Raw genomic sequence first — 24,637 nt, 5'->3', positions numbered from 1 at the left:
CTTTTCCGCTAACCAAGCCCTCCACCTCGGAGGGCTTTTTTGTTTGCTGCTTTGTCTATTGCGTAACCCGCTGTCGCAACCACCAGCCGCAGAGCCAAGGGGCAGTGCACGGTTGCGGGGACCTCATGCCATAATGGGGCAAACCTCGCGGAGTCCCCCCATGCACAACGTATCAAGAGAGACGCTTCTCGAATGGGTCAAACAGAGACGGCTGGCGCCTGAGAAGCTGGCGGACGCCCTGACCCTCGCCGATCTTCCCCCCATCCGGCGCGCTGGCAGTGGCTGTTTGACCGGCTGCTGCTCTGGCTCGGCGCCATCTGTATCGGGGCTGGCCTCATCTTCTTCGTCGCCTTCAACTGGCAAGAGCTGGGCCGGGTCTCCCGCCTCGCCCTGCTGGAGGCACCGCTGCTCGCCATGCTGCTTCTGCTGTGGCGCAAACCGCTGGGGGATACCCCCCGTCAGGCGCTGCTGCTCGCTATCGCCCTCAATATCGGCGCCCTGCTGGCGCTGGTGGGTCAGACCTACCAGACCGGCGCCGATCCCTGGCAACTGTTCGCCACCTGGGCGCTGATGCTGGTGCCACTGGCGGTATTTGGCCAAAGCCCCCTGCTCTGGACCTTGAGCTGGCTGCTCGGCCAGCTGGCGCTGGTGCTCTACTGGCGGCTCGGTTTGTTCACGTTCTTCTTTACCTTCGATGAAGAGGGATTGGGCTGGTGCCTTACCCTGCTCAACGCCGCCCTCTGGGGTCTGCTTCTGCTGGCACCAAACCGCTGGCGCATGATGCCAAGCTGGCTGGCGGGTCTGGCTGCCGGTTTGGGGGCCACCCTGCTCACCCTGCTGGCGTTGTTTGATGCCGCCTCTGCGCTGGTGTGGCCACTCTGGCTTGGCTGGCTCGCCGCGGCCTATGCCTTGTGGCATCACAGATTTATCGCCGGACTCGCCATGGGGTGCCTCAGCCTGATTGCCGTCATCCTCGCGGCGCTGGGCAAGTGGATGGAGCCCGACATCAACGGCTTCTTGCTGCTGAGCCTGATCGCCATCGGCCTTTCTGTCACCGCCGCCCGCTGGCTGCAACAACAACGGAGGTCTCATGAGTGATCTGACCCTTTGGCAAGCGCTGCAACAGGCCAATCTCGTGGAAGGGGATCAGCCCCGTGATACCCACCCCCACTGGTCGAGCCGCTTTCTGCTCGGGCTGGTGGGCTGGATTGCCGCCCTGTTCCTGCTCTTTTTCCTGTTTCTCACCTTCGAGCAGCTGACCCGCGAGGCCAACAGCGCCCTGCTGCTGGGGGCCGTGCTGCTGGCGGGGGCCTACGCCCTCAATCGCAGCCAAAGCGGCGATCTCTGGGATCAGTTCGTGCTGGCCCTCACTCTGGCGGCCGATGCCTGGCTGCTCTATGGCCTGCTCGATCAGCTGGATCTCCATCACGCCCTGCTCTGGTTTGGGTTGTGCCTGCTGTCCCTTGCCATCGCCGTGCTGTTCGATCACTGGCTGGTGCGGTTGTTTCACAGTGTGGCGGCGGCCCTGCTGCTCACCCTTGGTCTCGCCTGCCTCGGGCTGCAACTGCTGGCCCTGCCGCTGGTGATGACGGCCATCACCTTCTGCTGGCTGCGGGCAGATAGGGATCCAGAGCGCCACCAGCTCTATCACTCCATCACGTTGGGGCTGGCACTCTCCCTGCTGGTGCTGGGCCGCCTGCACCACCCGCTGTGGGATGGCGGCAGCAGCGTGCTGGACGAACTGGGGCTATCGCGCCTGCCGCTCTGGCTCAATCCCCTGCTCTGCGCCGCCCTGCTGCTGGCGGTAATGGTGAAGCTGAGGCTCCCTCTGCTGTTTGGCCTGCCACTGGTGCTGATCAGCGCCGTTATCCCCGGCATGGGGGCGGGTGCACTGGTGCTGATCCTCGGGTTTTATGCCGGCAGTCTGGGGCTGATGACCCTCTCGGCCCTGCTGCTGCTCGGTTATGGCTCGCTCTATTACTACGATCTTGGGCTCACCCTGATGACCAAATCCTGGCTGCTGCTGGGCTCCGGCATCCTGCTGCTGGGTGCCCGCCAGCTGCTCACCACCTTCGCGGCAAGGAGCGACTCATGAAACCTGTGACCCGACAGCTCGCCCTGTTGCTGAGCGGCCTCGCCATCCTAGCAGGCATCAATGCCACCGTCTGGCGCTATGAGCACGCCATGAGCAGCGGCGAAGTGGTGCTGCTGCGACTCGCCCCGGTCGATCCCCGCTCCCTGATGCAGGGGGATTACATGCGGCTCAACTATGAAATTGCCCGCGAGCTGACCAGCCGCAACGCCCGTGCAACTCAAGACAAGGGCAGCGACACCCTGGTGATCCGCCTCGATGCCCATCAGGTGGCCACTCTGGTGGCCGATGGCAAACCGGATCGGCTCGCCAGCGATGAGCGGCTATTGCAAGTGCACCAGAGCGAGCGGCAGTGGCAGATTGGCCCCGATGCCTACTTCTTTGAAGAGGGGTCGGGGCAGCAGTACGAAACAGCCCGCTACGGCGAGTTCCGGCTGCAGGCGGATGGCAAGACCCTGCTGGTGGGGCTGCGGGATGAGGCCTACCAACCCATCGGGCAGATCCGCGCCCGCTGGTAACGGCAGTGAGTGGCTATTTACTCTGTTCATGGTCACACTCAATACACGGTTGATCGCTAAGGATGTTCCCAATGAGGATATGGCTGATCTGTCATCTGTTGCTGCTCTGCTGGGCCTCGGCGGCCCGTGCCGATCTCGGCAAGCTCGAGTATCTCACCGAAGAGTATCCCCCCTACAACTACAGCGATGCGCAGGGACAACCCACCGGCCTTGCGGTCGATCTGCTGCAGATGATCTGGCAACACAGCGGCGTGACGCCCCAGCCGGTGCGCATCCTGCCCTGGGCGCGGGGTTATTACTTGCTAACCCAGAAGCCCAATGTGGTGCTCTTCTCCACCGCCCGCACCCAGGCGCGGGAGGATCTCTTCAAGTGGGTCTGCCCCATCGGCTACTCGGAGTACATACTGCTGGGCCGCAAAGCGCAGAACATCACCCTGACCGCCTTCGAACAGATGAGCCAGTACAAGATCAGCGCGGTGCGCTCGGATGCCGCCGAGCAGCTGCTGCTCAACAACGGCATGGATGACAACAACATCATTCCGGCCAACCGCCTGTCGCAAGGGTTGAAGATGCTGCTCTCCGGCCGCGCCGACCTGCTCGCCACCAGCAAGCTGGCGGGATATGACGCCATCCGCGAACTGAAGCTCAATGGCGACGACTTCAATGTGGCCATGGTGCTGAGCGCCGAGCAGCTCTGCTACGCCTTCAGCCGTCAGGTGCCCGACAGCGAGATCACCCTCTTTCAGCAGGGCCTGACCCGCGCCCTCGCCTCGGAAGAGTTTCGCAAATTGCAGGCCAAATACCTGCCGGTGCGCTGAGTACTCACTCACCCGATGGGCAGCAGTTCGCTGCCCATTTTATTGATGAAAGATGCAATAGAGGTGGCTAGCTATTCCCGCCACAAGCAGTCAAACTGGGCTACATAGTTGATTGCGAAGGATCTTTCCCGTGCGGACATGGCACCTACCTCATCTGCTACTGCTCTTGTGGGCCACCTTCGCGCAGGCCGATCCGGGCAAACTCGAGTATCTGAGCGAAATCTCTCCCCCGTTTAATTTCAGCGACCAGCAAGGAATGCCGACCGGATTGTCGGTGGAGCTGATGCAGCTTATCTGGAAAGCGCGGGGCGTGTCGCCCCAGCCCATCCGCATTATGCCGTGGGCCCGGGGCTACAACCTGCTGCAACAAAAACCCAATGTGGTGCTGTTTGCCACCGCCCGCACCCCGCAGCGGGAAGCGCTTTTCAAGTGGGCCTGCCCCATCGATCACTCGGAGTTTGTGCTGCTGGGGCGCAAGGCGGACAACATCACCCTCGGCTCGGAGGCCGAGATCAGCCGCTACAAGGTCGGCGTGGTGCGCTCTACCGTCTCCAAACAGCTGCTGCTCGAGCGCGGTATCGATGAGCGCCAGCTGATGCTGGCCAACCGCCTCACCCAGGCGGCCAAAATGCTCACCTCAGGTCGCGCCGATCTGTTTGCGACCAACAAGCTGGCGGGCTATCAAACTCTGCAGCAGCTCGGCTTCAAGCCGGATGACTTTCATGTCGCCTTCGTGCTGGATGCCAGACCGCTCTGCTACGCCTTCAGCCGTCAGGTGCCCGACAGCGAGGTCGCCCTCTTTCAGCAGGCGCTGACCCAGGTCGTCGCCTCAGCGGATTACTCGGCCCTGCAAGCCAAATACCTGCCGCTGCGCTAACGCCCTGATCGCCGCCGACATTGGACGCAGGATGGGACTGTGCACCCATGCTTTTTTGCCAAACATGCCCCATCGCCTTGGCGAAATCGGCCAGCTTGGTCACACTTGAGCAGATATTCCCTTGATCAGGATGGCAAAAATGAAACCATGGATTGGATTGGCCGCGGCGCTGCTGGCCACCCTCGCACAGGCGAGTCCTGAGCTCGGCAAACTGCACTACATCACCGAAGAGTACAAACCCTACAACTACGCCGATGCCAGTGGCGCCCCCACCGGCCTCGCGGTCGAACTGCTGCAACTGGTATGGAAAAAGACCAATACCCCGGCGCAGCCCATCACCATCATGCCTTGGGCGCGCGGTTACTACCTGCTGACCCAAAAGCCCAATGCGGTACTCTTCTCCACCGCCCGCACCCAGGCGCGGGATCCCCTGTTCAAGTGGGCCTGCCCCATCGGATATGCCGAGATCGTGCTGGTGGGGCTGGCCGATCGCAATATCACCATCACCAAGCTCGACGATGCCAAGGCGTTCAATATCGGGGCGGTGCGGGCCGATGTGGGGGAGCAACTGCTGCTCAACAACGGCTTTGACGAAACCAAACTGATGGCCGCCAACCGGCTGGCACAGGCGCTCAAGATGCTCACCTCAGGCCGGGTCGATCTGGTCTCCACCAACAAGACCACCATGGAGCAGCTGATCGTCGAGCAAAAACTCGATCCCGCCCGCTTCAAGGAGCAGTGGGTGCTGAGCTCTGAGCAGTTCTGCTTCGCCTTCAGCCATCCGGTGAGCGACGAACTGGTCAAGGAGTTCCAGACCGGCTTGACCCAGGTGCTGGCGAGCAGCGAATACCCGCTGCTGCACAGCAAATACTTCCCTACCCCCGCCGCCAAATAGCGGCGCCGCGTCGAGCACCAACAACAAGGGGCCCATTGCGGGCCCCTTCGCTTTTTACCGTTTGCGCTCCCTCTTTTTACCGTTTGCACTCCCCTCGCGGCGTCACCCCACCGCCCAGCCACTGCCAAGCCCCGACAATCATCAACTAATCGCTAATTAATAAAAGTTTGTGCCAGCGCAAAAAATCACTCTTTTCTGATAGTTAGCTCATCAAAACCATAGATAAGACCACTCTGGCTCCGTAATATGGCGACGGGCGTCTGTTGACCCCTTTCCGAGATCAATGGTCAACGGCGCAATCTGGTAGCGACAGTCAGGGGCGGTAGCGACTTTAGCGTAGGGTCGATTAGCGAAGCGTAATCGTCCGCGGTAACCGTCCCCTCTCCCCTTGCGGGAGAGGGCTAGGGTGAGGGGTCGGTAACGTCATTGCTTGACGAAATATCGCCGTCTAATTGGCATGGCTTCGTCATGCAGAAGGAGAAGGTTATGCCCTAGCCGGGAGGACTTATGAAAGATAAAAATGTAGAGTGCATTTAAAGCTATTACTCTCATATTTTTAATGCTATGGTTTATAACAACATGCAAATATCAAACTTAATAACAAAAATTGAAAACAATGTCTTCTCTGAGAAAGAACTAATTAATTTATTCAACAACGCGACATCAAATAACAAGATAAGTGAAGAGGATAAAGCACTTCTTATTTTCTCTATAGAGAAAAATACTCGCCTTCGATTTCCAAAGTCAGCAAAAAGAATTTTCGGTGCCAAGGAATCTTTTGCAGAAAGTAAACTCGACAAACTATACCAAGATTTATGCAAAGAATTCAATCTAAGTAATAATCAGCTTAAGAATGGCGTAAAAACTGGTGGGTTAATGATATCAGGTGAATTTTATATCGATGTTTACATGTCATATAAAAACATCGAAAATCATGGTGTAGCCATAACCCTTACACAACCAGACATAGAATCCGAATTAACTGTCACAGTAAAACGATACAAAACTTACGGTAGTGACTCCGGCACTATTAATATGCATGAGAGCAACATGGATGATTTTGATAATTCCGCACAAGTATATAAAGCATACATTCAGGAATTAATTCAATAGTTTAATAAAGGTGCATAAAACAGTCCGCCATCTCGGTAACCGTCCCCTCTCCCCTTGTGGGAGAGGGTTAGAGTGAGGGGGTAGGTAACGTCTCTGCCCTGCAACAAGGTATTTGGCATGGCTTCGCCATGCAGAACGCGAGGACTCCGTCCTCGATGGGATTTCGCCGCCGCTACGCGGCTTGGCGAGTGACTTTTCTTTGCGTGGCCAAAGAAAAGTCACCAAAAGAAAGGCCACCCCCACTTGTTCGCCCTCCTGCGTCGGGTTCCCTCGGTTCAGGCAAAAGGTCTGGCGGAACGACGCAGACGGTACATCCCTGTACCGCCTGCGTCTGCGCCGTCGTCCATGACGGCGCTCCTGACCTTGTGCCCTCACCTCGGCGAACAACAGGGGGCAACCCCGAATCTTCAGCCCCGAGGCCAGTTAACAGCCCCCTATCTATTCGGGGCAAAGAGCGGGCGGGTTGTTATCTCACAGCCAACCCCTCGCCCACCCCATGGCGAGATCAGATTGTCGCACCTATGCAAGAAGCGCCATAACCATAGTTGCATAAGTGAAAAAATCATGACGGGTACAGCAGCAAGCGGTACATATCCCTATCGGGCAAGGGTTGTATATCGAAAGCCCGATAGTAAGTATTTCACCGTAATAACCCCTTATTTCTCGAACGTCCGATTACGCCTCCACAATCGAATACAACAGGTTTATCTATAGATATTTATATATAAAAATCTAAAACAAGGACTATAAGATGGCTTCACTTATTGAAAAAAACATTGGAAGTAGCTCGTTAAGCTGGCTACCTCTTGACGATATCAATCAGTCCTACGATGAAATATTAAATTCGTGGTGTTCTGCAAATTTTTTATTTAAAGAGCTAGATGATAGCAAAAGAATAAAAGGGCTTAGGCCACCTCAAATTGGTGGTATTTTTGCCGCTCTTGGGTTTGCAAAATCAGAAGAAAAAACAGCAGCAACGATTGTAATGCCGACAGGGACAGGTAAGACAGAGACAATCCTCTCTATCGTTGTCGCTGGAAAATTCAAAAAAACACTAGTCATTGTCCCCTCTGATGCTTTACGAGAGCAGACAAAAGAAAAATTTATACACCTTGGCTTACTTAGACAACTAGAGTTAATTGACTGCAGTACTTCAAATCCTATTGTAGCCACGATTAAACATGGAATTAACAATGAGGAGGAATTACAGGAAATTTTACAGTCAAATGTAATAATATCATCCGCATCAGCTCTTTCTCTTTTCTCCAATAAAAATCTTTCAAAACTCACAAGTGTTTGTACACATCTTATTGTCGATGAGGCTCACCATATCACTGCTACCACTTGGGCTAGGATTAAGTCTCATTTTGAAAACAAACCAATATTTCAATTTACTGCAACTCCATTTAGGTCAGATCGCACAAGAATAGGTGGAAAAATAATATTTAATTATCCACTAAAAAAAGCTCAAGAAGATGGGTATTTTAAACCTATCGAATTCCACCCAATTCGGGAGTTTGTTGAGGAAAAATCAGATGCAGCGATTGCCCAAAAAGCTATAGACTTACTCAGGGAAGATATAGCTAATGGTTTTGATCACATAATGATGGCAAGAGCAAGTACAATTGAACGTGCAAAATCTATTTTTGAAATTTACTCTAATGAAAAAGATCTTAATCCCGTCTTAATAAACAGCCAGACAAAAAATAAAAAAGAGGTCTTGGCTGCCATACGAAACAGAGAACATAAAATAATAGTATGCGTTGATATGCTAGGTGAGGGATTTGATCTGCCTCAACTAAAAATATCGGCATTACATGACCCTCACAAAAGCATAAATATAATGCTTCAATTCACAGGACGATTTACTCGAACGACAAAAAATGTTGGCGATGCAAAATTCATCGCTAACATTGCCAATCCCAATATGAGTGATAGTCTTGAGGAACTTTATAAAGAAGATTCTGACTGGAATAGTGTCATCAGCGATATCAGCTCACGAAAAATCCAAGATGAGAGAGAGTATCATGAGTTTAGGTCTGAATTTTCCACCCCGAGCAAACTATTGGATTTAGGTCTAACACCCAGCATAAGTTCTACGATTTATAGAATGAGCTTAGAAAAATGGCAACCAAACAATTTTATATCATTTGGGAACAAACATTTTCAAATAGTCGACTCTACCATTAATGATGATCAAGACATCCTGATATTCTCAGTAAAATCTTTTCTGCCAGTTGGCTGGACTAGCTCAAAAGAGCTTTTTGATGAATCATGGGATTTATATATCGCGTATTACAATAAGGAATTAAATCTCCTATTCATTCACTCTTCTGCTAAAGATGGATTAGTAAAACGTTTGGTTAAACTAGTCGCTCCTGATGCATCTCTAGTTCAAGGTGAGTATGTTTTTAGAGCGCTTGCTGGACTGAAACGGTTAAAACTACAAAATGTTGGCCTTAATAAAAACAAGAGAGGCCTTCGTTATTCTATGCATACCGGAACTGAAGTAAATGATCAAATTCCAGACATAGAGGCCAATAGAGCAACCAAATCCAACATTTTTGGTAAAGGATATGAAAACGGGGAATTAGTTAGTATAGGCTGCTCTCATAAAGGGAAAGTCTGGGCCATGGACAGTGACTCTCTGGATAAATGGATTACTTGGTGCAAAAATGTCGGTCAAAAGATTCTTGATGACTCAATAAACACTAACGAAGTAATGAAAACGGCAATGCAAACTGAAGAGTTAGATACATATCCTGACTTACATCCTTTATCTATCGAATGGCCCGTTGAGTTACTCAGAAAAAATGAATTAAAGGTCACAATTCTCTCCGATACATGGGAGGAAAAATTAATACAATGCGAATTAATATTGATAGACAAGACTAACATTGATAATAAATCCATGGCAATAGGAATAAAAACTCAGCATAGTACTAACTTAATAACAGCAAAAATACATAAAAAAGGCGAGGTTTTATTCCACTCAACAGAAAACATTAAAATAAACTTAGGTGAAAGCATCATTAACATCACTGATTATTTTAATGAAAACCCACCGACAATTTTCATGTCAGACACTTCTGTAGTTGATGGAGGCCTAAGGTATTATCCCAATGAAAAATATTCTTACCTTTACGACAAAAACAATATTGAGGATTGGGAATGGGTTGGTGTAGACATATCTATTGAATCTCAAACAGAATCCAAAATAAAAAACTCAATTCAATACCATACAATCCAAAGATTATTAAATCACTATGACATTGTATTTGATGATGATGGTGCAGGTGAAGTGGCCGACATAGTGGCAATAAAAAACATTGATAATAGAGAGCTTGTGATCGACCTGTTTCACTGCAAGTATTGTACAAAATCCAATGGTATAGCAAAACCTGGAGCAAGGGTTGATGATGTATATCAAGTTGCGGGACAAGCAGAAAAAAGTGTCAAGTGGTTTGGAGACAAAGAGAATCTAATCTTACGTTTGATGCAACGTGAACGTAGTCGCTTAAAAAATGGTAGAGCATCAAGAATAGAAAAGGGCCATTTTGAAGATTTAGTGCAATTAGCAAAAATCGCTAGATATGCATCTTTTAAATGTGGAATCTCTGTTGTTCAACCTGCAATATCAAAAAAGGTAATATCTGATGACCAGTTGACAGTATTAGGTGCCACTGCAGCTTATATAGATGAAATAAGCGGTATAAAACTGAGAGTAATTACAAATATTTAGCACTGCATTTTAATATATTAAAGTCAAAACTAAATAAAAACCGCAGCCTTGAGCTGCGGTTTTTATTTCTATTCCCCAAACATGTCTTCATCCCAACCAAAAAACTATTTCCCCAACCCCTTGCACTGCTCTCCCCCTGCGGCGGGATAGGCGGTGAGCGTCTCATAGAGGGCGGCGCGCAGGCTGCCGGATTGGCAGAAATCGCAGCTGCCGCCAGCGTCTATATCGGTGATACGGGCGCCTTGCGGCCCGTCCAGTACCAAATAGGTGCTGACAAAACGGTAGGTACCGCTGGGGACGTCGAGCGGGGTGCCCGGCTCGCCAAAGGTGAAGCGCACCTTGACCTCGCTGCGATCCCGGCTGCCGGCGATGGCGCGCGACGAGAGGATCTCCGAGCCCAGCAGATTATCCCAAGCGTTGGGCAGGAAGGGGTTGCCCTCGACAAAGGGGGGCTTCTCGTCGGGGGCCTCGCGGGTGGCTATTTCGCGCGCCTTTGAGGCGGCATTGAGCAGGCAGAGCAGCTCGGGGGAGACGATAGTGGGCAGCGCGCCGCCGAGATCGCTCTGATAGAGGCCACTCGGTTTGACTTGGCGCTCCCAGTCGAGAAACTGGGCCACCTTGGCCTTGGCGCGGGCACTGGCGGCCGGATCGAGTTTGCCGCTGGTGGTGGTGCCCGCATGGGCCGGGGCGATCAGAGCTGCCGCAGAGAGGGCCAGTGCCAACACAGGCCAGCTGGATATCTTCATGATGCCATCTTCCTTATGTTCGCTTGCATGGGCCGCGCCTTGAACCAAGCGCCGGCCCTGAAAAAAGAGCGCAGCCCAAGGGCTGCGCTCTGCGTCAGGTCGTCAACCGGCAGGCCTTAAGCACGGCGCCAGCTGGTCTTGCCGGCGCTGTCTTCCAGCACGATGCCCATCTCGGTGAGACGGTTGCGGGCGGCATCGGCAGCAGCCCAGTTCTTGTCGGCACGGGCCTGATTGCGCTCGGCGATCAGGCGCTCGATCTCGGCAACCTCTTCGTCCGCTTCGTCACCCTTCAAGAAAGCCTCGGGGTCTTGCTGCAGGATGCCGAGCACGGCGCCCAGCTCACGCAGACGGGCGCCCAGCGCGGCGGCAACGGCCATGTCTTCCGCTTTCTGGCGGTTGATCTCGCGCACCAGATCGAACAGGGCGGAGTAGGCTTCCGGGGTGTTGAAGTCATCGTCCATCGCTTCCTTGAAGCGCGCTACCTGCTCGTCACCACCGGCAGCAGCGGCTACTGGCAGGTCGCGCAGGGCAGTGTACATCCGCTCCAGCGCGGCGCGGGCTTGCTTCAGGTTATCTTCCGAGTAGTTGAGCTGGCTGCGGTAGTGGCCAGACATCAGGAAGTAACGGACGGTTTCGGCGTCGTAGTGAGCCAGCACGTCGCGGATGGTGAAGAAGTTGCCAAGGGATTTGGACATCTTCTCTTTATCCACCATCACCATGCCGCTGTGCATCCAGGTGTTGACGTAATCGCCACCGTGGGCGCAGCAGGACTGGGCGATCTCGTTCTCATGGTGCGGGAACTGCAGATCGGAGCCGCCGCCGTGGATGTCGAAGTGGTTGCCAAGGTGCTTGGAGTTCATGGCGGAGCACTCGATGTGCCAGCCAGGACGGCCCGGGCCCCAGGGGCTTTCCCAGGTCGGCTCGCCGGGCTTGGACATCTTCCACAGCACGAAGTCGAGGGGGTTGCGCTTGGCATCCACCACGTCAACGCGGGCACCGGCTTGCAGCTGCTCCAGATCCTGACCGGAGAGTTTGCCGTAGTCGGCGTAGGATTCGACGATAAACATCACATCGCCGTTGTCCGCCACGTAGGCGTGCTCTTTTTCCAGCAGGGATTGCACCAGCTCGATGATCTCTTCGATGTGCTGGGTGGCGCGCGGTTCGATATCCGGGCGCACCATGCCGAGGGCGTCAAAGTCGGCGTGCATGTCGCCGATCAGACGCTCGGTCAGCTCGTCGCAGGTGACGCGGGTTTCAGCGGCGCGCTTGATGATCTTGTCATCCACGTCGGTGATGTTGCGCACATAGGTGAGGTCGTAACCGGCGTAACGCAGGTAGCGAGCCACCACATCAAAGGCGACGAAGGTGCGGCCGTGGCCGATATGACAGTGATCGTAGATGGTGACACCACACACATACATGCCCACCTTGCCCGGGTGGATAGGTTTGAATTCTTCTTTTTGACGAGTGAGTGTGTTGTATATCTTCAGCATCTTCTAACCACTGCCTGTGAGTAAAATGGTTGGTCATGATACCCCGTTCAGGGGCAGAAAACGAGGCAGAAAAGAGGGCCAATCCCGCCTGCCAGCACTGTTACGGCGCCTGAGAGACTATGCCGCCAGCCCCTGATGGGCTAGAATTGCCACCACTTTATGCCATACACCTGCGGGCACTTCGTCGTCCGCACCAAATGAAAGGACATATCATGGTCACTCTGCACACCAATCACGGCGACATCACCCTCACCCTGAACGCTGAAAAAGCCCCGGAAACCGTGGCCAACTTCCTGCAATACTGCCGTGACGGTCACTACGACAACACCATTTTCCACCGCGTCATCGACGGCTTCATGATCCAGGGCGGCGGCTATGCCCCGGGCTTTGAAGAGAAAGACACCCGCGCCCCCATCAAGAACGAAGCGGCCAACGGCCTGTCCAACAAGATCGGCACCATCGCCATGGCCCGCACCATGGAGCCGCACTCTGCCAGCGCCCAGTTCTTCATCAACGTGAACAACAACGACTTCCTCGACTTCAAATCCGCCACCACTCAGGGCTTCGGCTACTGCGTATTCGGTGAAGTGACCGCCGGCATGGACGTGGTCAACAAGATCAAGGGCGTCAAGACCGGCAACTACGGCCGTATCCACCAGGACGTGCCGGTAGAAGACGTAGTGATCACCAAGGTGACCCTTGCTGACTGATCTCTGCCGACTCGGCACTGACAAAACTGCGGCCCCGGCCGCAGTTTTTCCATCTGCCTCCCCCACTGCCAGCCCAAACTGGCGCCGCCTCGACTATCTGGCCCACGGCAACCCACGCCAGCGCTCGGCCCATGCCCTGCTCACCGCCGGTGTGTGGGATGAGCTGGCCGCGCAGTGCGCCGATATGGCACTGGTGAGCACGCTCGCCATCGGGCTGGATCGGCCGGGCAGCGATCTCGATATTCTCTGCCAGCATCCCGATCCGGCGGCGTTTGCCGCTATTTTTGCAGAGCAAGGCTGGCAGGCGAGCGCCAAGGGCGACAATATCTGGTTGCTGGAGCGCATCTTTGCCTGCCTCGACCAGCACAGTGTCGATAGCAGTTGCGACAAGAGCGAGGCCAGCTGGCCAGTGGAGCTGTACGTCACCGCCGCCCCCATCGAGACGCTGAATGGCTGGCGCCACCTCACCCTGATGGCCGCGTTGCTCGAGCGGTTTGGTGATGCCTTCTACCGCGAAGTGCTGCGCCTGCGCCTTGAAGAGGGATTGAAAGGGGAAGCGGCCATGTGCCGGTTGCTGGGTCTGGCGGGCGATCCTTACGCCGCGCTGCTGACGCTGGAGGGATGCAATCTGGCCGAGCTGTCATGGCAGCCGCCATCCCGTGACGATATCCATACCTCAACTGGCACGATGGCGCCCGCAGCGCACTGTTCGTCCCCTGTTGTTTCTACTATCTCTGCCACCCCTGTTTCGACCGAGAGCCCGACCCCCACATCATGAGCACCCTTTTTATCAGTGACATTCACCTCTCTGCCCAGCGGCCCGATATGACCGCGGCACTGGTGCGCTTTCTCGAGCACGACGCCCCCGGCGCCGATGCCCTCTATGTGCTGGGGGATCTCTTCGAATTCTGGATTGGCGATGATGACCCCAATCCGCTCCATCAACAGATGGCCGACGCCTTTTTGGCCCTGAGCCAGCAGAACGTGCCCATCTACTTTATCCACGGCAACCGCGACTTTCTGCTGGGCCAGCAGTTTGCCAAGCGCGCGGGGATGACATTGCTGGGTGACCCTTGCGTGATCGACCTCTATGGGGAACGGGTAGTGCTGAGCCACGGCGATCGGCTCTGCACCCTGGATGAGGGGTATCAGAAGTTTCGCCGCATCACCCAGCTCAAGTGGCTGCGCTGGCTGTTCCTGCGGCTGCCGCTTGCCCGCCGTCAGGCCATCGCCTGCAAGATGCGCGGCCAAAGCCAGATGGAGAACGCCCACAAGAGCCAGATCATCATGGATGTGACGCCCGCGGCGGTGGACGACACCCTGCGCGCCCACGACTGCCGGATGATGATCCACGGCCACACCCACAGACCCGCCATCCACGACTTCACCCTCGATGGCCACCCCGCCCGCCGCATCGTGCTGGGAGACTGGTTCGAGCAAGGCTCGGTGCTGGTCTGTCGCCCCGGCGAGCAGCGGCTGGAAATGCGTGCGCTGGCAACGATCGACCCCGCCGCTCAGCCATCCGTCTGACATCCCCCCTGTGCGGGTTGCAGGCAAAACCTGCGGCCCAGCATCCCCTGTTAACCCGGTGAAGCGACTCATTACGGTGAGCTCAGGCTGGTATGGCCTGTGCTGATGGGGTGCTCGCCCCATCCCTATCGGTTCTGCTGCGCCAGCAACACCAGATACGGCAAAAGCCGGCCAAAAAAACATCCAAGATGCTGAAAATAAAGCAAAATGACCATTCAATCAGCGTTGAAATAAGCAAGGCAGCTCATTAGACTACCGACTCCCCTACCCGTCGTAACACAAGGAACGTATCAGACAATGAAAAAGACGGTTCTCACTCCCTTACTGGCGCTGTTGATCACAGGCTGTGGCGGCGGTGATGGCGAACAGGAAGAGACCCCTACCCGCCCCCCTGTCACCCCCAACTATTTCGAGGCATCCAGCCAGAGTAGCGCGGGCGGACAGTTGAACCCCACCAGCCTGCGGTTGGCGGCGGGTGAACAGGGGCGCTTCTCGGTACAGGCTGACAGCGGTTACCTCCTGACCGAGATAAGCGGATGTGATGGCACCCTGGACGGCCTCACCTATACCACTGGCCCCATGAGCAGCGATTGCCAAATCTCGGCCAGCTTCACGCAGGAGAGTGCCGCCGTCTATTTCAACGCCACCACCCAAGCTTCTCAGGGGGGCGCGCTAAGCCCCGACGCCCTGCGTCTGAACGCCGGTGAACAGGGCCGTTTCACCGTGCAGCCCGAGAGTGGCTTCGTGCTGGCGCAGATCGCTGGGTGTGAGGGCACACTGACAGGTAATACCTACACCACAGCCCCCATGCGCGCCGATTGTCAGATCTCGGCCCGCTTTATCAGCGATGCCGCCAATGCGATTGCCCGGGAAGATCATACCCTTGCCAGCGAGCAATCCCTGATCGCCCATGCCCGTGCGGCGATTGCCGACAGTGAGGCGCACCGCACCGAGCTGGTTCGCAGCCTCTATCAGGGAATGGCACAGATCAGCTGGAACCCGAGCCACGACTCCATCACCTTTTCCAGCTTCCAGCCGGAGAGCACGGTGACCCTGCTCCCCTCCAACATCAATGGCAAGGGGGAGAGCGAGATCCGGGGGCTGGTGATGGTCTCAGAGCAAGCCGATTACCGTCAGGCAGCCATGGGGGCGAACCTGTTTTCCGTTGACCGCACAGCGCAGAGCGAGGCACTGCTCAAGGGCCTGATTGGCTGGCTGACCCGGGGCAAGGATAGCGATGACCTGCGCATCCTCACCGCCCAGATGCCAAGTCGCGCCGATAGCGTCTATTTTCCCCACAACGAAGGCGTGCGTGACTGGCTCAAGGCGATCTATCCCGACAAGCACAGCATCAACCCGGCCAATACCTGCGATTATCAGGCGCTGAGCGACTGTATCGATACCATGGCGCCGGAGCTTATCGTGATCAGCGATATCGACCGCCAAGGACTCGGGTATCAGGGGATCGCAGAGGCGATCGCCAAGGCCAAAGCGGCCGGGATCCCGCTGCTGCTCTCCAACTACCGGCGCGATGCCAGCCCGCTGCTAAGCCCCCTCTATCTCGATATGGGGCTGGTCACCTGGGGCAACTACTGGTCAAAACTCAGAGCCAGCGATCTGGCAGTGAACACCATCATGGCACCCGACGCCCAGCTGATGGCGGTCGATACCCTGCTTGGCAACCTTCTGGATCGCAACTTCACGACCCAGTGGCTCGATAGCTGCGGCGGCAACTTTATCAATTGCGGTGGCTCGGAGAGCTTCAACCAGCAGTTCAAGCTGGGTGCCGACTGGCTGAGAAATGCGGCCATCACCCTCGACAAGGCAGGGATCAGTCCCTTTGCCCGTGACGGCGTGACACTGTTGCCCGCCACCCTGCTGCTGGCCGACAAATACCGTGCCGCCATCGACTACCCCATCGCCTGGGATGAGCATCAATCCTGGCAGCAGGCGATGTTTGCCGACTGGCTGGTGAGCTATGCCCGCACTCGTACCCCGGCCCAACCCGATCTGGGGGAGTACGTCACCGATCGCAGCAAGGTAGTGAAGGGACAAGCGACTCACTATGCCTATCCCGCAACGCTCACCGACAGTCGGCGCATTGCGGTTCCCTACAGCGGGCAGTGGACCACCACCGGCTGGTATGCCCTGCCGGGACAAACCATCACCCTGAGACGCACCGATAACGCCGATGTGTCCGCTACCGTCCGACTCAACTACCACAGGCCCAACACCAATCGCGCCTATGAGCAGAAGATCTATCGAGCCCCGCTGGAGCTGACCACCGGACGACTGATCTTGGCCAAGGGGGGCAGCGTCACCTTCACCTCGCCCTATGGCGGCCCTATCTACCTCTATCTGGAAGGGGCGGCTGCATCGCTGGCCGTCCAGGTGAGCGCCACGGGCGTCACCCGTCATCCGGCCATCATGGATTTCAGTGATGAGCAGCAGATCCGCGAGTTCAACGAGCGGCTGGAACAAACCGAGCTGCCCCATATCGATCTGCGGGCCGATGGCGCAGAACAGCATCTGCGCCGGGATCGCTTCACCAAGGCGGTGGGTGGCGTCATCCCCGACACCAATGCCCTGCTCGACAGCATCGCCCGGGATCACATCAATGGTGTCTACACCCTGGCGGGCCTGAAAATTCAGGGCAAGGGGCTCGATGAGTCGCTGCCTGCGGATGTTAAAAACGCCTGCGTGGCACTGTTGGGGGAGGGGTGTCTCGATGAATCGCTCCATACCCGCACCATCATCCAGCATGCCAACTATGACCAGAATGCCCATTGCGGCAGCGGTTGCAGCGGCAACCCGTGGGACTCTTCCGGCAGCATCAGCCCGACCGGCTGGCTCGACAATCACGAGCTGGGCCACAACCTGCAGACCAACCGGTTGAACGTGCAGTACGCTGCGGCAGGCGATGCCGACAACTGGAGTGGCTACGGGAGCCGGGCGGGGGAAAACTCCAACAACATCTTCCCTTATGTGGTGAAGTGGCGCGCCCATTATCTAAGAGATGGCAACACGGCGCCCATCAGGGATGGACACATGAATCACAAGGATCTCTTCTATGTGTTCATGTCTGATGCGGCGCAGGTAAGGGACAGGAGTGGCAACCGCGTTGTGCTCGGGGCCAACTGCAAGGTGCTCGATACCGGCGAGAGTCGCTACGAAGCCCCCTGGAAGAGCAATGCCTACGCCGTCCACAACGGCTATCGCATGGCGTTTTATATCCAGATGGCATTACGCGCCCACCGTATGCTCCTGACTGATGGCACCCGGCTGAACGATGGCTTCACTCTCTTCACCCTGCTCTATCAGCATTCACGGATCTTCGGCGCGGCAGCCGACAGTGAAGCGCAGTGGAATGCCAACAAGGATAGGCTCGGCTTTAGCCTGTTCCCCTACTCGGGGCATGCGGTCTATGGCGGCAAACGGGTGCGCGACATACCGGGCAATGACTTTATGCTGGTTGCACTCAGTCGGCTCACCGGTTGGGACTGGCGCAATCATTTCGATCTGCTCGGCCTGCGTTACTCAAGCCTCGCGGTCGCTCAGGTGCAGGCCAACCAGCGTTATGGCAGCCTGCCGATGGGGATGTATGTGCTGGAGGATGACCTGCCCCCAGCCAACATGAGCGAAGGTGTCACATTCCTGCCGCTCTCCGAAAGCGACGGATCCACCCTCTGGCCCCGTAACAGTGGCTCGCCAAGCGCCTGCCCAACACCCTGAATCCGGTCATCACAATAACCACAACAAGCGCCCGGCAGGGCGCTTGTTGTTTATCCAGCCTCTGGCCCCGTTGTTGATGATGTGAAGAGGGTGGAATTAAGTGGTGATCGCTCACAGATCAGCAAAGCAAACCTGCACTCCTCCTTCAGTCCCCAGGTTGTGTGAACCCCGTCACCTTGCCCCTTGCCGATTGAGAGGATGATGGCGCTCAGGCAGAAACGTCTTTCTCGCCAGTATTTCAACAAGTTGAGGTTTGTATGCCTGACAGCAATGCGGTCGCTCACCCGTTCGATGCCAAGAAGATCAATGTCAACGATCCCTATGAGATGAAGCAGTGGATCAAAATGTTCGAGTGCACCGAGGTCCAGCTGAAACGGGCGGTCAAGGCAGTCGGCACCTCAGGCAAGGCGATCAGAAAATACCTCAAGAAGTGAGGGCACCACCCCGTCACAAACCCGGCCCCGCTCGCGGGGCTTTTCTCATCTTCGCCTTTACGTGAGCCCATCCCCGCCCCTGTTTGGCGGCGCACATACCGCCATTCAACCGCTCATAACCGGACTGTGCAGCCCGACCAGCACTGGCCGCCGTCCGACAGCTTGTGACCAGCCAGCGCCGTCCGGCCCTTCGCATCCCGGCATCCCTGCCTATAATGCGGGCTCAAACACACAGAGAGGATTAATCCATGGGCTTTATCAGCTGGATCGTATTGGGACTGTTGGTGGGTATTCTGGCGAAGTGGATCATGCCGGGTCGCGACGGCGGTGGTTTCTTCATGACTGCCCTGTTGGGGATTGTCGGTGCCATGGTTGGCGGCTACATGGGTACCCTGCTGGGGCTGGGCTCGGTGACCGGTTTCAATATCCCGAGCATCGCGCTGGCCACCGTGGGCGCCCTTATCGTCCTGTTTGTCTTCAACAAGATCCGCAGCTGACCCCCAACGCCATCTATGTGTAGATAAACAGGGCACCGCGAGGTGCCCTCTCTTTTTTATCGCCCTCACGATGTTGCCAGCGGCAAGATCAGCCTCACCAGCAAGCCCCCCAGCTGGGTCGCTGGCAGCAACACCACTTCGCCGTGGTGGTAGTGGGCGATATCGCGCACCAGTGCCAGACCCAGCCCCGCTCCCGGCTGTTCGCTCCCCTGCTCGAGGCGCTGGAACGGCTGCCAGACCCGCTCCGCCAGCTCGGGGGCGATGCCGGGGCCGCTATCCTCCACCTCCAGCCAGATCTGCCCGTTGCTTCGCACCACCCGCGCCGTCACGGTGCCGTGGGGCGGGGTGTATTTGATGGCGTTGTCGAGCAGGTTGGCGCACAGCTCCCCGAGCAGCAGCGGCTCCCCCGCCACCATGATGGCGGACTCCTCCCCTTCGTAACCGAGATCGATCCCCTTGCTCCGCGCCTGCGCCAACCGTGACAAACAGGCCTGCTGCACCAGCGCCGTCAACTCCATGGGCTCACGCTGGCGCAGCCCGGAGCACTCGTCCGATTTGAGCCGGGCCAGCAACAGTAACCGTTCGGTCAGGGCGATGGTGTGATCGAGCCGCACGGCCATGGCATCGAGGCTTTCGCTCATCAGGGCCGGATCGCCACTGCCGCGCGCCACCTCAACTTGGGTTTTCAGGATGGTAAGCGGAGTGCGCAGCTGATGGGCTGCATCGGCGCTAAAGCGCTCCTGCCGGGCCACCAGCTGGCGCAATCGGGCCAACTGACGGTTGAACGCCTGCACCAGCGGCCGGGTCTCCTGCCAGGGGAGCAGGTCGGGCAAGGGGGCAAGATTGGCGGCATCGCGGCGCAGGATCTCCCGCGACAAACGGCGCATCGGGGTGAGCAGCCGCTTGAGCAACAGATAGGCGAGCAGCAGGGTGAGCACCACCAGCGCCCCCTGGGTCAGCAGGGCCGACCAGAGCAACTGCTCCGCCAGCTGCTGGCGACCGAGCAGGGTTTCCGCCACAGTGATACGAGCCATGCCGTTGACGCCCCCCTCGCCTACCGGTTGCAGCAGCATCACGGCACGGATCGGTGCCTCCTGATAGAGCCCGTCGTAGAAGTAGGCGAGCGCCGGATAACGGTCGGTCAGGGGCGTGCCGTCCGGCATGGGGGGCAAGTCGTCAAAGCCGGAGATGACCCTATCGTCGATGCCGCGCACCTGATAGAAGAGGCGATCGCGCATGTTGCGCTCGAAGCTGTCGAGCACCACATAGGGCACATCCACCCTGAGGCTGCCTTCGGCTGCCGTCAGCCGCTCGGCGACGGTGCGGGCCGAAGCAAGCAGGGTGCGATCATAGGCCGAGGTAGCCGCCGCCAGCGCGCCGTAGTAGCTGTACCAGGCCGAGGCGGCCCAGAGGATCAGCAAGGGGCCCCCCAGAAACAGCAGCAGTTGATGGAGCAGGGAGCGACTAATGGGAAGCCTCCGGCGCCGCTTCCAGCAGATAGCCCAGCCCGCGCAGGGTGGTGATCACCACCCCGCTGCCCACCAGCTTTTTGCGCAGCCGGTGGATATAGAGATCGATGCTGTCGAGCCCTACCTCGTCATCGAGGTTGAACACCTGCTCGAACAGCTGCCCCTTGGCGACCGGCCGCCCGTGGCGATACATCAGCGCGGTCAGCAGCGCCTGCTCACGCGGAGTCAGGGCCAGGCGGGCATCGGCCAGCAGAAAATAGCCGTCGGGGTGCAGGGTCAAGTGCCCCAGTCGCAGCTCGGCACCACCGCTTTCGCTGCGCCGCAGCAGGGCTCGCAACCGGGCATCCAGCTCCCCCAGATCGAACGGCTTGGCCAGATAGTCATCGGCTCCGGCATTGAGACCGCAGATCCGCTCCTCCACCGCGCCGCGGGCGGTGAGCAGCAGCACCGGCACCCCCTGCCCCCGACTACGCAACCGGCCGAGTACCGCCAGCCCGTCGAGCTTGGGCATCTCGATATCGAGCACCGCCAGCGCGTACTGTTCGTGGCGCAGCAGGTGGTCAGCCTGAGCCCCGTCAGCCACCCAATCCACCGCGAAACCGGCGCTGGTGAGTGCCCGCGACAGCCAGTGGGCCAGTTCGTGATTATCTTCCGCCAACAGCAAGCGCATCCCTCTCCCCTTGTTCCTAACCACGGCATTCAGCCGCACTGCTTCAACTGCATCCCTTCGTCACTGCTATTGCGGGAGAAGGTGCGATCAGGGTCACACTCCCGGCTCTTGGTCAGCGATTGAAAGGTGAATGAAAGGTTGTTGTTTTAACAATTTCGCATCACTTCGTCTATCGACGGAGTCACACCCAGGAAAAACAACGACAAGATGGAGCACACAACCATGAAGCAACGCACACGTCATGCCCTCGCCCTGCTGACCCTGCTCGGCGCCCTGCCACTGCAGGCGGCCGAAAGTGCCACGACCCCGAGCCGTACCGAATGCATCGCACCGGCCAAACCGGGCGGTGGTTTCGATCTCACCTGCAAGTTGCTGCAGGTGAGCCTGCAGGAGACCGGCACCATCGACAAGCCGATGCGGGTCACCTACATGCCGGGCGGGGTCGGTGCCGTGGCCTACAACGCCATCGTGGCCCAGCGCCCTGCCGAGGCGGGGACTGTGGTCGCCTTCTCCGGTGGCTCCCTGCTCAACCTCTCCCAAGGCAAGTTTGGCCGTTACGGGGTGGACGATGTGCGCTGGCTGGCGGCAGTGGGTACCGATTACGGCATGATCGCGGTGCGCCACGATGCTCCCTATCAGAACCTCAAGGAGCTGGTGAGCGCCATGGAGCGCGATCCCAACAGCGTGGTGATCGGCGCAGGCGCCTCCATCGGCAGTCAGGACTGGATGAAGACGGCGCTGCTGGCCAAACAGGCCGGGGTTGACCCGCACAAGATGCGCTACGTCGCCTTTGAAGGGGGTGGCGAGCCGGTCACCGCGCTGCTTGGCAACCATGTGCAGGCGGTCTCCGGCGATTTGAGCGAGATGGTGCCCTATATCGGCGGCGACAAGCTGCGTGTGCTGGCGGTGTTCTCTGCCGAGCGGCTGCCCGGCAAGCTGGCCAACATCCCCACCGCCAAAGAGCAGGGTTATGACTTGGTGTGGCCGGTGATCCGCGGCTTCTATGTCGGCCCCAAGGTAAGCGACAGCGAATACCAGTGGTGGAAGCAGACCTTCGATCAGCTGGTGAAGACCGACACCTTCAAGGCGCAGCGGGATCTGCGCGGCCTGTTCGAGTTTGACCTCACCGGCGAGGCCCTCGACAGCTACGTCAAGGAGCAGGTGGCGCAATATCGCGAACAGGCCAAAGCCTTCGGTCTGGCCAAATAGGAGCCGCAGCCATGAGCGATCGCATCTTCGCCGCCATCTGGCTGCTGCTCTGTCTGGCAGGCGCCGCCATCGCCTGGCAGATCCAGAGCGAATACAGCTATGAGCCGCTGGGGCCACGCCCCTTCCCGCTCGGCATCATCGGCCTGATGGCGCTCTGCGCCCTGTTGCTGCTGCGCCGCCAGCCGGACACCGTCAGCTGGCCGCCGCTGCGTACCCTGCGCCACCTCGCCATCATGGTGGTGGCGCTGGCCGGGTACGGTGCCAGCTTCGAGTGGCTGGGCTTTCCGCTGGCCACCACCCTGCTCACCTTTGTACTGGGGCGCCTGTTTGGCGCCTCTGCCAAAGCCGCCCTACTCTCCGGCGTCGTCGGCGGTCTGGTGCTCTATCTCGCCTTCGACCGGCTGCTGGATGTCACCCTGCCCCTCGGCGTCTGGTTCTCTTAAGGAGTCAATATGGATACCTGGATGTACCTATCCCAGGGCTTTGCGGTGGCACTCACCCCGGAGAATCTGGTGATCGCCCTCATCGGCTGCTTTGTCGGCACCGTGGTCGGCCTGCTGCCGGGCCTTGGCCCCATCAACGGGGTCGCCATCCTGTTGCCGCTGGCTTTTGCCCTGAAACTGCCCCCCGAATCGGCGCTCATTCTGCTCGCCACCGTCTACATAGGTTGCGAGTATGGCGGGCGGATCTCCTCGATCCTGCTCAACGTGCCGGGGGATGCCGCCGCCATCATGACCGCGCTGGATGGCTACCCCATGGCCCAGCAGGGCAAGGCGGGAGTGGCCCTCTCCATCTCGGCGGTCAGCTCCTTTGTCGGCTCCATGCTCGCCATCGGCGGGATCATTCTGTTCGCCCCGGCGCTGGCGCGCTGGTCCCTCGCCTTCGGCCCGGCGGAGTATTTCGCCCTGATGGTGTTCGCCATCGCCTGCCTTGGCAGCATGATGAGCCAGAACCCGCTCAAATCCTTTATGGCCGCGCTGATTGGGCTCGGGCTCGCCACCGTTGGAGTGGATGCCAATACCGGCGTCTATCGCTTCACCTTCGACAGCGTTCACCTCTCGGATGGGGTGCAGTTTATCGTGGTGGTGATCGGCCTCTTCTCGGTGAGCGAAATCCTGCTGATGCTGGAGCACACCAGCAGCGGCGGCAAGCTGGTGCGCACCACCGGGCGGATGCTGTTCAACTTCAAGGAGCTGGTCCATTGCACCGGCACCATGTTGCGTTCCTCCACCATCGGCTTCTTCGTCGGCATTCTGCCCGGCGCCGGTGCCACCATCGCCAGTGCCATCACCTACATGACCGAGAAGCGGCTGGCGGGGCCCAATGCCAAATTCGGCGAAGGGGACATTCGCGGCGTGGCCGCGCCGGAGGCGGCCAACAACGCATCGGCCTGCGGCTCCTTTATCCCCATGCTGACCCTGGGGGTGCCGGGTTCGGGCACCACAGCGGTGATGATGGGGGCACTGACCCTCTACAACATCACCCCCGGCCCCACCATGTTCACCGAACAACCCGATGTGGTGTGGGGACTGATCGCCGCCCTCTTGCTGGCCAACGTCATGCTGCTGGTGATGAACATCCCCATGGTGGGGCTCTTTACCCGCATGCTCTCCATCCCACTCTGGTTTTTGGTGCCCGCCATCGCCAGCGTCTCGGCAGTGGGTGTCTATGCGGTGCACAGCACTACCTTCGATCTGCTGCTGATGGTGGCCCTCGGGGTCTTTGGCTACCTGCTGCGCAAGATGCACTTCCCCATGTCACCGCTCATTCTGGGCTTCGTGCTGGGTGAAATGCTGGAGCAGAACCTGCGCCGCGCCCTCTCCATCAGCAATGGCGACACCGCCATCCTGTGGAGCAGCGGCATCAGCCAGACCCTGCTGGTACTGGCCATTGCAGTGATCACCCTGCCCCCGCTGGTACGCCTGCTGCGCCGCCGCAAAGCCGATCCGCTGATCCCGGACGCCCGCCCGGAGCAGGGTGCCTGATCCGATAGAAAGATGACGGGACATATTGATATAAAAGGGCGAGATCTGAACGATCTCGCCCTTTTTAACAGACCGCATCCATCTGTCACTAACGGTATAAAAACATC

The 24,637-nt window shown here is 57.7% G+C and carries 20 protein-coding genes and 1 pseudogene; 17 read left to right on the top strand and 4 right to left on the bottom strand.

All coding sequences use genetic code 11. From position 1 onward, the window contains the following. The first annotated feature begins 160 nt into the window (after positions 1-160). The 8 genes and pseudogenes from ACTG27_RS03415 to ACTG27_RS03380 all read left to right on the top strand — a co-directional run bounded on the left by ACTG27_RS03415 (position 161) and on the right by ACTG27_RS03380 (position 10,055). Positions 161-1,098: pseudogene (locus ACTG27_RS03415) on the top strand (DUF2157 domain-containing protein). After that, positions 1,091-2,095, top strand: a complete 1,005-nt coding sequence (locus ACTG27_RS03410; protein WP_279496507.1) for a DUF4401 domain-containing protein — start codon at positions 1,091-1,093, stop codon at positions 2,093-2,095. The pseudogene ACTG27_RS03415 and the gene ACTG27_RS03410 overlap by 8 nt, the downstream one beginning before the upstream one ends. Next, positions 2,092-2,610, top strand: a complete 519-nt coding sequence (locus ACTG27_RS03405; protein ID WP_439979097.1) for a GDYXXLXY domain-containing protein — start codon at positions 2,092-2,094, stop codon at positions 2,608-2,610. Before ACTG27_RS03410 ends, ACTG27_RS03405 begins: the two co-directional genes overlap by 4 nt. Positions 2,611-2,681: 71 nt before the next feature. Continuing rightward, positions 2,682-3,428: a substrate-binding periplasmic protein gene (locus tag ACTG27_RS03400; RefSeq protein WP_439979096.1), complete on the top strand. Its 747-nt coding sequence runs from the start codon at positions 2,682-2,684 to the stop codon at positions 3,426-3,428. A 130-nt stretch (positions 3,429-3,558) separates the two neighbouring features. Next, positions 3,559-4,305 (top strand): substrate-binding periplasmic protein, encoded by a 747-nt coding sequence (locus ACTG27_RS03395; RefSeq protein ID WP_181497417.1) that lies wholly within the window; start codon positions 3,559-3,561, stop codon positions 4,303-4,305. Between the two features lie 139 nt (positions 4,306-4,444). Next, a complete protein-coding gene (locus tag ACTG27_RS03390; protein ID WP_439979094.1) occupies positions 4,445-5,200 on the top strand; it encodes a substrate-binding periplasmic protein in 756 nt (251 codons plus the stop codon). 579 nt (positions 5,201-5,779) lie between these two features. After that, positions 5,780-6,313: a hypothetical protein gene (locus tag ACTG27_RS03385; protein WP_236290429.1), complete on the top strand. Its 534-nt coding sequence runs from the start codon at positions 5,780-5,782 to the stop codon at positions 6,311-6,313. A 751-nt stretch (positions 6,314-7,064) separates the two neighbouring features. Then, complete coding sequence (locus ACTG27_RS03380; protein WP_439830101.1) at positions 7,065-10,055, top strand: DEAD/DEAH box helicase; 2,991 nt, start codon at positions 7,065-7,067, stop codon at positions 10,053-10,055. A 104-nt stretch (positions 10,056-10,159) separates the two neighbouring features. Here ACTG27_RS03380 and ACTG27_RS03375 read toward each other — a convergent pair whose 3' ends face one another. Beyond that, positions 10,160-10,801: a hypothetical protein gene (locus ACTG27_RS03375; RefSeq protein ID WP_429188129.1), complete on the bottom strand. Its 642-nt coding sequence runs from the start codon at positions 10,799-10,801 to the stop codon at positions 10,160-10,162. Positions 10,802-10,917: 116 nt separating this feature from the next. Beyond that, a complete protein-coding gene (cysS, locus tag ACTG27_RS03370; RefSeq protein ID WP_278166850.1) occupies positions 10,918-12,294 on the bottom strand; it encodes a cysteine--tRNA ligase in 1,377 nt (458 codons plus the stop codon). A gap of 212 nt (positions 12,295-12,506) precedes the next feature. Here cysS and ACTG27_RS03365 point away from each other — a divergent pair, with 212 nt between their 5' ends. The 6 genes from ACTG27_RS03365 to ACTG27_RS03340 all read left to right on the top strand — a co-directional run bounded on the left by ACTG27_RS03365 (position 12,507) and on the right by ACTG27_RS03340 (position 19,197). Then, the gene (locus tag ACTG27_RS03365) at positions 12,507-13,004 is read left to right on the top strand and encodes a peptidylprolyl isomerase (protein WP_005337417.1); all 498 of its coding nucleotides are present in this window, start codon (positions 12,507-12,509) and stop codon (positions 13,002-13,004) included. After that, on the top strand, positions 12,994-13,782 hold the full coding sequence (locus ACTG27_RS03360) for a DUF4269 domain-containing protein (protein ID WP_439979092.1): 789 nt from the start codon (positions 12,994-12,996) through the stop codon (positions 13,780-13,782). Before ACTG27_RS03365 ends, ACTG27_RS03360 begins: the two co-directional genes overlap by 11 nt. Beyond that, the gene (lpxH, locus tag ACTG27_RS03355) at positions 13,779-14,534 is read left to right on the top strand and encodes a UDP-2,3-diacylglucosamine diphosphatase (RefSeq protein ID WP_439979090.1); all 756 of its coding nucleotides are present in this window, start codon (positions 13,779-13,781) and stop codon (positions 14,532-14,534) included. Before ACTG27_RS03360 ends, lpxH begins: the two co-directional genes overlap by 4 nt. Positions 14,535-14,831: 297 nt before the next feature. Beyond that, positions 14,832-18,266, top strand: a complete 3,435-nt coding sequence (locus ACTG27_RS03350) for an ImpA family metalloprotease (RefSeq protein ID WP_439979089.1) — start codon at positions 14,832-14,834, stop codon at positions 18,264-18,266. 257 nt (positions 18,267-18,523) lie between these two features. Further along, the gene (locus ACTG27_RS03345; RefSeq protein ID WP_005337420.1) at positions 18,524-18,700 is read left to right on the top strand and encodes a DUF3606 domain-containing protein; all 177 of its coding nucleotides are present in this window, start codon (positions 18,524-18,526) and stop codon (positions 18,698-18,700) included. A 248-nt stretch (positions 18,701-18,948) separates the two neighbouring features. Further along, complete coding sequence (locus ACTG27_RS03340) at positions 18,949-19,197, top strand: GlsB/YeaQ/YmgE family stress response membrane protein (protein WP_111899579.1); 249 nt, start codon at positions 18,949-18,951, stop codon at positions 19,195-19,197. Positions 19,198-19,262: 65 nt separating this feature from the next. Here ACTG27_RS03340 and ACTG27_RS03335 read toward each other — a convergent pair whose 3' ends face one another. Beyond that, positions 19,263-20,618, bottom strand: a complete 1,356-nt coding sequence (locus ACTG27_RS03335) for a sensor histidine kinase (RefSeq protein WP_019445076.1) — start codon at positions 20,616-20,618, stop codon at positions 19,263-19,265. 43 nt (positions 20,619-20,661) lie between these two features. Beyond that, on the bottom strand, positions 20,662-21,336 hold the full coding sequence (tctD, locus tag ACTG27_RS03330) for a transcriptional regulator TctD (RefSeq protein WP_019445075.1): 675 nt from the start codon (positions 21,334-21,336) through the stop codon (positions 20,662-20,664). Positions 21,337-21,558: 222 nt separating this feature from the next. Here tctD and ACTG27_RS03325 point away from each other — a divergent pair, with 222 nt between their 5' ends. Genes ACTG27_RS03325 through ACTG27_RS03315 form a run of 3 tightly spaced genes read left to right on the top strand, consistent with a single transcriptional unit; the run spans position 21,559 to position 24,530 of the window. After that, positions 21,559-22,545, top strand: a complete 987-nt coding sequence (locus tag ACTG27_RS03325) for a Bug family tripartite tricarboxylate transporter substrate binding protein (RefSeq protein WP_439979088.1) — start codon at positions 21,559-21,561, stop codon at positions 22,543-22,545. Between the two features lie 11 nt (positions 22,546-22,556). Further along, positions 22,557-22,988 carry a tripartite tricarboxylate transporter TctB family protein gene (locus ACTG27_RS03320; RefSeq protein ID WP_005350923.1) on the top strand — a complete coding sequence of 144 codons (432 nt, stop codon included), beginning with the start codon at positions 22,557-22,559 and terminating at the stop codon, positions 22,986-22,988. 9 nt (positions 22,989-22,997) lie between these two features. Further along, a complete protein-coding gene (locus ACTG27_RS03315) occupies positions 22,998-24,530 on the top strand; it encodes a tripartite tricarboxylate transporter permease (RefSeq protein ID WP_111899578.1) in 1,533 nt (510 codons plus the stop codon). Positions 24,531-24,637: the final 107 nt, after the last annotated feature.

Origin of the sequence: Aeromonas sp. 97A, assembly GCF_051919185.1 — a bacterium.
GTDB lineage: Bacteria > Pseudomonadota > Gammaproteobacteria > Enterobacterales > Aeromonadaceae > Aeromonas > Aeromonas veronii.
Note: the sequence above shows the minus strand (reverse complement) of the source record. Positions and strands in the feature narration are given on the sequence as shown.